Genomic DNA, 6,902 nt, shown 5'->3' with positions numbered 1-6,902 from the left:
GCCGACGGGAAGGCCCGGCCGGGCCCCGAGGGGGTCAGCCGGCGGTGTCCGTCCGGCCGGTGGGCGCGACGTGCAGCCGGAGGGTGCCGTCACCGGCGGCCTCCACCCGTACGCCGGTGAGGTCGCGCACCGCGACGTCCGGGTCGAGGAGGGCGGCCCGGGGGCCGACGCCCACGACCCGCATCCCGGCGGCGCGGCCGGCGGCGATGCCCGCGGCGGAGTCCTCGAAGACGACGCAGTCGGCGGGGTCGACGCCCAGTTCCGCCGCGCCCTTGAGGAAGCCCTCGGGGTGCGGCTTGCTCGCGCCGACGGACTCGGCGGTCACCCGGACGTCGGGCAGGGCGAGCCCGGCGGCCGCCATCCGGGCGGTGGACAGGGGGACGTCGGCGGAGGTCACCAGGGCGTGCGGAAGGCCGGCCAGCGAGGCGAGGAAGGCGCCCGCGCCGGGGACCTCGACGACACCCTCGGTGTCGGCGGTCTCCTCGGCGAGCATGCGCGCGTTGTCGGCGTGGTTCTGCGCCATGGGCCGGCCGGGGAGCAGCAGCGCCATGGAGGCGTAGCCCTGGCGGCCGTGGACGACCTTCATGACCTCGTCCCCGTCGAGTCCGTGCCGTCCGGCCCAGCGCCGCCAGACGCGCTCCACCGAGGCGTCGGAGTTGACCAGGGTGCCGTCCATGTCGAGCAGGAGGGCGCGGGCGGTGAGCACGAGGGGGGCCGTCATCGGCAGCTCCAGGGGAACGCGGGCCGGACTCCGGGCGGGGACGGACCGGGCCCCGGCGTGGGCTGGGGGACAAGGCGGCCCCGCCCGCCGGTCAGGGAAAACGGGCGGGAGCCACTTTGTTCATCCACGGTACAAAATAATCCGTGCGCCTGCCACCGGCTTCACCGTCCGTTCCCCGGACGTTCACCTCGGGCCCGGCGCACCCGCCCCCGAGGGCCGGGGGGAGCCGGCAGGCCGGCTCACCCCGTCGCCGCCTCCCACAGGCTCCACACGCCGAGGCCCAGCATCAGCAGCGCCGCGATCCGGGTGATCAGCCGCAGCGGCACCCGCTTCATCAGCGCCTTGCCGCCGAGGATGCCCAGTCCCGCCACGGACCACAGGGCCAGCACCGCGCCCAGGCCGACGGAGAGCGGGTCGTCGTAACGGGCGGCGAGGTTGGCGGTCATGATCTGGGTGAGGTCGCCGAACTCGGCGACCAGGATCAGCATGAAGCCCGCCCCGGAGACCTTCCAGAAGGACTGGTCCTCCGGCTTGCGGACCACCTCCTCGCCGTCGTCCTTGCGGAAGGTGAGCACCGCCGCGCCGCCCAGGAAGAGCAGGCCCGTGATCACCTGCACGAGCTGCTGCGGCAGCAGCGTGAGGACGCTGCCGGCGGCCACCGCGAGCACCACGTGCAGCGCGAACGCGGCGGCGACACCGGCGAAGACGTAGGAGGCGCGGTAGCGGGTGCCGAGGACGAGTCCGGCGAGCGCGGTCTTGTCGGGCAGCTCGGCGAGGAAGACGACGCCGAAGACGACGGCCGTCACGGTCAGGCTGATCAACGGTTCCTCAATCGGTCGGGACTGCCCCGCCGAGAGTGCTGTGCGTTCCACGGGACACCTCGGCACGGCAGTACACACGGCACCCGTGCCGTGCGGCACGGGTGTGCACTGCATGCCGAAGGTCTCGCCGGCCGACCGCGGGTCACGCGGTCCGCCTCCGGGCGCCGGCTCAGCGGGCTGAGCAGTATGTCGACGGTCCGGCGTAGGGCTACTCCCCTTCTGCGCTCCCCAGCGTACGCCACGCCCCGTCCGGACATCGACGCGGAAGCTTCACGTCTCAACCATAGACATGTCATGAGCGCGTCATTAGCTTCTCAACGGGCCCACTCCTCCGCGCAACCCGGCGTCGCGAGCATTCCCCTGCTCGCTTCAACGCCCGCACCCCACAAGGGAGTTCGCATGTCCCAGGTCTACGCGCGTCGACGGCTCGGCACCGTCGCGGCGCTCACCGCGCTCATAGCCTCGGCCGGGCTGTTCAACGGCCCGGCCGCCTCCGCCGCCCTCCCCACCCCGGTCAGCGCCGCCACCGCCCGCGGCTACCTCTCCGCCCTGAAGGTCGCCCCCGAGGACCGCACCGGCTACAACCGCGACCTCTTCCCGCACTGGATCACGATCAGCGGCACCTGCAACACCCGCGAGACGGTCCTCAAGCGCGACGGCACCAACGTCGTCACCAACTCCTCGTGCGCCGCGACCAGCGGCAGCTGGTACTCCCCCTACGACGGCGCGACCTGGTCCGCCGCCTCCGACGTCGACATCGACCACGTGGTGCCGCTCGCCGAGGCGTGGGACTCCGGCGCCGACGCGTGGACCACCTCCCGGCGCCAGTCCTTCGCCAACGACCTGACCCGCCCGCAGCTGATCGCCGTCACCGACAACGTCAACCAGTCCAAGGGCGACCAGGACCCGGCCACCTGGATGCCCTCCCGCACCGCCTACCGCTGCACCTACGCACGCGCCTGGGTCCAGGTGAAGTACTACTACGGCCTGTCCGTCGACTCCGCCGAGAAGTCCGCCCTCCAGGGACACCTCGCGAACTGCTGACCGCAGGGTTCTCGCCGCCGGCCTCCGTCGCTGCGTACCGTACGGGGCGACGGAGGAAGGGGTCACCACATGGCCGGACTGCGGCTCGGACCACTGCTGCGCCACGTCGACGGCTCGTCCGCGACCGTCTGGGCCGAGACGAGCCGCCCGGGCACCGCCGAGGTGCGCTGCGCGGACGGGTCCGGCGGCCGGACGGGCACCTTCCAGGTCGCCGGCCACCACTACGCCCTCGTCGAGGTGACGGGGCTGACCCCGGGCACCGCCACGCCGTACGAGGTGTACCTCGACGGCACCCGCGTCTGGCCGCTGCCCGACGCCCCCTTCGACGCCCTGCCGCCGTCGGTGATCGCCACCCCCGGGCCGGCCGACGACACGCGCGTCGCCTTCGGCTCCTGCCGCTGGGCCTCCCCGCCCACCGGCGAACACGACCCCGTCGGCCCCGACGCGCTGGACGCCCTCGCCGCCCGCATCGCGGCCGACCCGGGCGGCGAACGGCCGGACGTGCTGCTCCTGCTGGGCGACCAGGTGTACGCCGACGAGACCTCCGAGGCCACCCGCGCCTGGCTCGCCGCCCGCCGCGACCTGAGCGAGGCCCCGGGCAGCCAGGTGGCGGACTACGAGGAGTACACCCACCTCTACTACGAGTCCTGGCTCGACCCGAAGGTGCGCTGGCTGCTGTCCACCGTCCCCACCTGCATGATCTTCGACGATCACGACGTGATCGATGACTGGAACACCTCGGCCGCCTGGGTCGAGGACATGCGCGCCACCTCGTGGTGGCGGGAGCGGGTGCTCAGCGGCCTGATGTCGTACTGGGTGTACCAGCACCTGGGCAACCTCTCGCCGCGCGAGCTGGCCGCCGACCCCGTCTACGCGGCCGTGCGGGAGAGCCCGGACGGCACCGACGTGCTGCGCGCCTTCGCCTCCGACGCCGAGGCCGACGCGGCGACCGTCCGCTGGAGCTACCGGCGTGACCTCGGGCGGGTCCGGCTGCTGATGGTGGACAGCCGCGCGGCCAGGGTGCTGGCGGAGGACGAGCGGTCGATGCTCGACCCGGGCGAGGCCGCCTGGCTGCGCGAGCAGGCCCTCGACGACCGGCAGTCCTGCGACCACCTCCTCATCGGGACGTCCCTGCCCTGGCTGCTGCCGCACCTGGTGCACGACGTGGAGGCGTGGAACTCCGTGCTGTGCCGGGGCGACAAGGGGCCGCGCTGGGCACGGTTCGGGGAGAGGCTGCGGCGGGCGGCGGACCTGGAGCACTGGGCGGCGTTCCCGGAGTCCTTCGCCGCCCTCGGCGAGCTGATCGCGGAGGCGGGCAGCGGCCCTGACGCGCCCGCCACGGTGTGCGTGCTGTCGGGGGACGTCCACCACGCCTACGTCGCCGAGCCCGCCTGGCGCGGGCGGCGCGGCCCGGACGCGCACGTGGTGCAGCTGACCTGCTCCCCGGTCCACAATTCCGTCCCGCTGTCGATCAAGCTCGGCTTCCGCTTCGGCTGGAGCCGCACGGCCCGGCTGCTGGGCCGGCTCTTCGCCCGGCACGGCGGCGGCGGACGCCCGCCGGTGTCCTGGCGCCGCACGGGCGGCCCCTGGTTCGGCAACCAGCTCATGACCCTGACGGCCCGGGGACGCGCGGCGACCCTGCGCCTGGAACACGCCCGCCCCTCGGAAGCGGGCCCCCGCCTCCGGACGATCATGGAGACGGACCTCAGCCGCTGACGGCTCCACCGCACGGGCACACGGGTACACGGGGGCGGGCACTGGGTCGATACCGAACGGCGGAACCCCCCGTGACCTTCCCGTCACCCGCCCGGCGTACGCTGTATGGCTGTCTGTCATCGGCCACTCCTGCCACTCCTGCCGCTCCCACCGCGACAGCGCGGCACGGGCTGGCCCCACGGGGGAGCCACGGGAGTTCGGGTGGAGAGTTTCGGGTCGCTGATCGGCAGCCCATGGATCTACGCGGTGGTGGCTCTGTCGGTGCTGCTGGACGTGTTCCTGCCGGTGCTGCCCAGCGGGGTCCTGGTGATCACGGCGGCCACGGCAGCGGCGGCGGGCACCGCGACCGACGTGCCCGACATCCTGGCGCTGACCCTCTGCGCGGCGACCGCCTCCGTCCTGGGCGACCTGGTCGCCTACCGCCTCGCCTGGCGCGGCGGCGCCCGGTTCGACCGGGCCATCGCCCGGTCCCGGCGGCTCACCGGCGCGCAGGAACGTCTCGGCGCCGCGCTGGCCCGGGGCGGCGGCGCCCTCGTCATCCTGGCCCGCTTCGCCCCGGCGGGCCGCTCACTCGTCTCGCTCGGGGCGGGCGCCGCCCGCCGCAGGGCCCGGGAGTTCCTCCCCTGGTCGGCCCTGGCCGGCCTGTTCTGGGCCGGGTACAGCGTGGCGCTCGGCTACTTCGGCGCCCACTGGCTGGGGGCCACCTGGCTGGCGACGGCGGTGTCCGTGGGCGCGCTGTTCGCGGCGGGCGCGGGCGCCGGCTACCTGATGCGCAGGCGTCCGCAGGTGACGGAGGCGTCCTAGAAGCCGGCCGGACCTAGCTCGCCCGGCGGGCGGGGGCGCCGCGCACCTCCAGGTGGTCCAGCAGCTCGGCGGTGGCCCCGGCGACGGCCTCCACGGCCCGGTCGAACACCTCACGGTTGTGGGCGGCGGGCGCCCGGAAGCCGGACACCTTCCGCACGTACTGCAGGGCGGCGGCGCGGATCTCCTCCTCCGTGGCCTCCTCGGGCTGGGCGGGCGGACGCAGGGTCTTGATACTCCGGCACATGTCCCCAGTCTCGCCCCGCGCCCCCGCCCCGCACCAGCGCCCGCCGCCCGCCGCCCGCCGCGTCACTCCTCGTCGAGGTCCGCCTCCAGGTCCACCCGCCAGTCGTTGGAGACGACCGGGTTGCCCTTCGGGTACTCGAAGGCGACCTCGCCGAGCAGGCTGAACCCCGCCTTGCGGCACACCGCGTTCGACGCCGGGTGGGAGGTCTTGGGGAAGGCGTGCAGGTAGCGGTGGCGGCCGGCGGCGCGGGCGGCTCCGATCACCGCGCGGGCGGCCCGCGAGGCCAGGCCCCGTCCCTGGAACTCGGGCAGGACGGCCCAGCCGGTCTCCCAGACCGCCTCGCCCCTCCACTCCCGCTCCCAGAAACCGATGGTGCCGACGGTCTGACCGTCGCCCTCCAGCGTGACCCGGTACATCCGTCCCGACTCCAGGTCGAGGTACCTCCGGTGCCGGGCGAGCAGCTTCTCCTCGCTCTCCGGCCCGCCCATGTGCGCGGTCATCTCGGGAGTGTTGTTGCGCCGCAGCAGCCAGAGGTCGTCCTCCGCCCACGGCACCAGCAGCACCGCCACTCCCCCGGCGTCCGTCCCCGCGGCCGTCCTGCCGGCCGACCCGTCCCGCCCCTCGTTCCCGCCCCTGGCGTCCCCACCCACGATGTCCATGACGATCACCGTACGACCGGGTGCGCGCAAAGGCTCGGGCGGGCTGCTCACGATCGGGTGAACCTCGCGTCGGACCCCCGGTAACACGCCACCCAAAATCGAACAGGAGTATCATTGAGCTGTGGCTGCGACCTATGATTTCCCCAGTGACCTCCTCGCCGGTCAGGAGGAACTGCATCAGGTCCGGGCCGAGTTGTCGGCCCTGCTGAAGCGCCTCCCCTGGTCGGTCGAGCCCCTCGACGGCTTCAGCGACGACACCGGCTGGCGCCGGGTCGAACGCCCCGCCTCGCCCGGCTGGAGCGAGGACGAACAGGCCGAGGTGGAGAAGCTGCGGCGGCGCGAACACGAGCTCGCGGTCTTCGTCAGCACCCACCGGTACTGGGCCGGACTCACCGGCGCCGACCGCGTGCACGCCCGCTCGGCACTGAAGCACGCGACCCCGCGCGGCGGCGGCGGCACGGCCGGCGCGGACCCCGGCACGCCATGACGACGGCGGGGCCCCGGAGATCGCTCCGGGGCCCCGCCGTCGTACCGGTGGGCGCGGACGGTTTCGAACCGCCGACATCCTGCTTGTAAGGCAGGCGCTCTACCCCTGAGCTACGCACCCGTGACCAGGGGCGTGACCCCGGTCGAGTCGACAGCCTACATGGCCCGGCACGCGCCCCGGCAAACCCCGTACGGGGGTTCTCCCCACCCCCGATACGGGAGCGGCCCGCATCCCCCGGGAGGCCGCCGGTCCCTACGGTCGTAGTGCGCCGAGGAGCGCCACCGTCCGTCCCAGGGGGAGACCGTCATGACCCGCCCGACCCACCCGTTCCGCACGACCCGCCCGCGCACCGCCGGCACCACCGGCACCGCTCCCCGCCCGGTGCGCCGCACGGCGCGGGCCCGGA

General features: G+C 74.2%; 8 protein-coding genes and 1 tRNA gene. 4 read left to right on the top strand and 5 right to left on the bottom strand.

Annotation, left to right across the window (positions count from 1 at the left end; genetic code table 11):
• Positions 1-34: 34 nt before the first annotated feature.
• Positions 35-721 (bottom strand): HAD-IA family hydrolase, encoded by a 687-nt coding sequence (locus tag G3I53_RS26490; RefSeq protein ID WP_164438842.1) that lies wholly within the window; start codon positions 719-721, stop codon positions 35-37.
• A gap of 239 nt (positions 722-960) precedes the next feature.
• The gene (locus G3I53_RS26485) at positions 961-1,542 is read right to left on the bottom strand and encodes a TMEM165/GDT1 family protein (protein WP_164338430.1); all 582 of its coding nucleotides are present in this window, start codon (positions 1,540-1,542) and stop codon (positions 961-963) included.
• A gap of 399 nt (positions 1,543-1,941) precedes the next feature.
• On the opposite strand from G3I53_RS26485, the gene G3I53_RS26480 reads away from it, so the two are divergent.
• From G3I53_RS26480 to G3I53_RS26470, 3 genes are all read left to right on the top strand, one after another.
• On the top strand, positions 1,942-2,586 hold the full coding sequence (locus G3I53_RS26480) for an HNH endonuclease family protein (protein ID WP_164338429.1): 645 nt from the start codon (positions 1,942-1,944) through the stop codon (positions 2,584-2,586).
• A gap of 69 nt (positions 2,587-2,655) precedes the next feature.
• Positions 2,656-4,302, top strand: coding sequence for an alkaline phosphatase D family protein (locus G3I53_RS26475; protein WP_164338428.1), 1,647 nt, complete (start codon positions 2,656-2,658; stop codon positions 4,300-4,302).
• 201 nt (positions 4,303-4,503) lie between these two features.
• On the top strand, positions 4,504-5,106 hold the full coding sequence (locus G3I53_RS26470) for a VTT domain-containing protein (RefSeq protein ID WP_343240694.1): 603 nt from the start codon (positions 4,504-4,506) through the stop codon (positions 5,104-5,106).
• Positions 5,107-5,119: 13 nt separating this feature from the next.
• Here the strand turns inward: G3I53_RS26470 and G3I53_RS26465 are convergent, their stop codons facing one another.
• Positions 5,120-5,350: a DUF2277 domain-containing protein gene (locus G3I53_RS26465; protein ID WP_164338586.1), complete on the bottom strand. Its 231-nt coding sequence runs from the start codon at positions 5,348-5,350 to the stop codon at positions 5,120-5,122.
• A 62-nt stretch (positions 5,351-5,412) separates the two neighbouring features.
• Positions 5,413-6,009 carry a GNAT family N-acetyltransferase gene (locus tag G3I53_RS26460; protein WP_164338587.1) on the bottom strand — a complete coding sequence of 199 codons (597 nt, stop codon included), beginning with the start codon at positions 6,007-6,009 and terminating at the stop codon, positions 5,413-5,415.
• A 121-nt stretch (positions 6,010-6,130) separates the two neighbouring features.
• Here G3I53_RS26460 and G3I53_RS26455 point away from each other — a divergent pair, with 121 nt between their 5' ends.
• Positions 6,131-6,496: a hypothetical protein gene (locus tag G3I53_RS26455; protein ID WP_164338588.1), complete on the top strand. Its 366-nt coding sequence runs from the start codon at positions 6,131-6,133 to the stop codon at positions 6,494-6,496.
• A 48-nt stretch (positions 6,497-6,544) separates the two neighbouring features.
• On the opposite strand, the gene G3I53_RS26450 is transcribed toward G3I53_RS26455, so the two are convergent.
• A tRNA-Val gene (locus G3I53_RS26450) sits at positions 6,545-6,616 on the bottom strand.
• Positions 6,617-6,902 lie beyond the last annotated feature (286 nt).

Origin of the sequence: Streptomyces sp. SID14436 (genome assembly GCF_010548465.1) — a bacterium.
Lineage (GTDB): Bacteria > Actinomycetota > Actinomycetes > Streptomycetales > Streptomycetaceae > Streptomyces.
The sequence above is the reverse complement of the archived record's forward strand: the minus strand, read 5'-3'. Positions and strand labels throughout refer to the sequence as shown.

Bases quoted from the DNA above. Each gene is read 5' to 3' on its own strand.
- G3I53_RS26475 (WP_164338428.1), top strand. From the start codon at position 2,656: ATGGCCGGACTGCGGCTCGGACCACTGCTGCGCCACGTCGACGGCTCG.
- G3I53_RS26480 (WP_164338429.1), top strand. From the start codon at position 1,942: ATGTCCCAGGTCTACGCGCGTCGACGGCTCGGCACCGTCGCGGCGCTC.
- G3I53_RS26460 (WP_164338587.1), bottom strand. From the start codon at position 6,009: ATGGACATCGTGGGTGGGGACGCCAGGGGCGGGAACGAGGGGCGGGAC.
- G3I53_RS26465 (WP_164338586.1), bottom strand. From the start codon at position 5,350: ATGTGCCGGAGTATCAAGACCCTGCGTCCGCCCGCCCAGCCCGAGGAG.
- G3I53_RS26490 (WP_164438842.1), bottom strand. From the start codon at position 721: ATGACGGCCCCCCTCGTGCTCACCGCCCGCGCCCTCCTGCTCGACATG.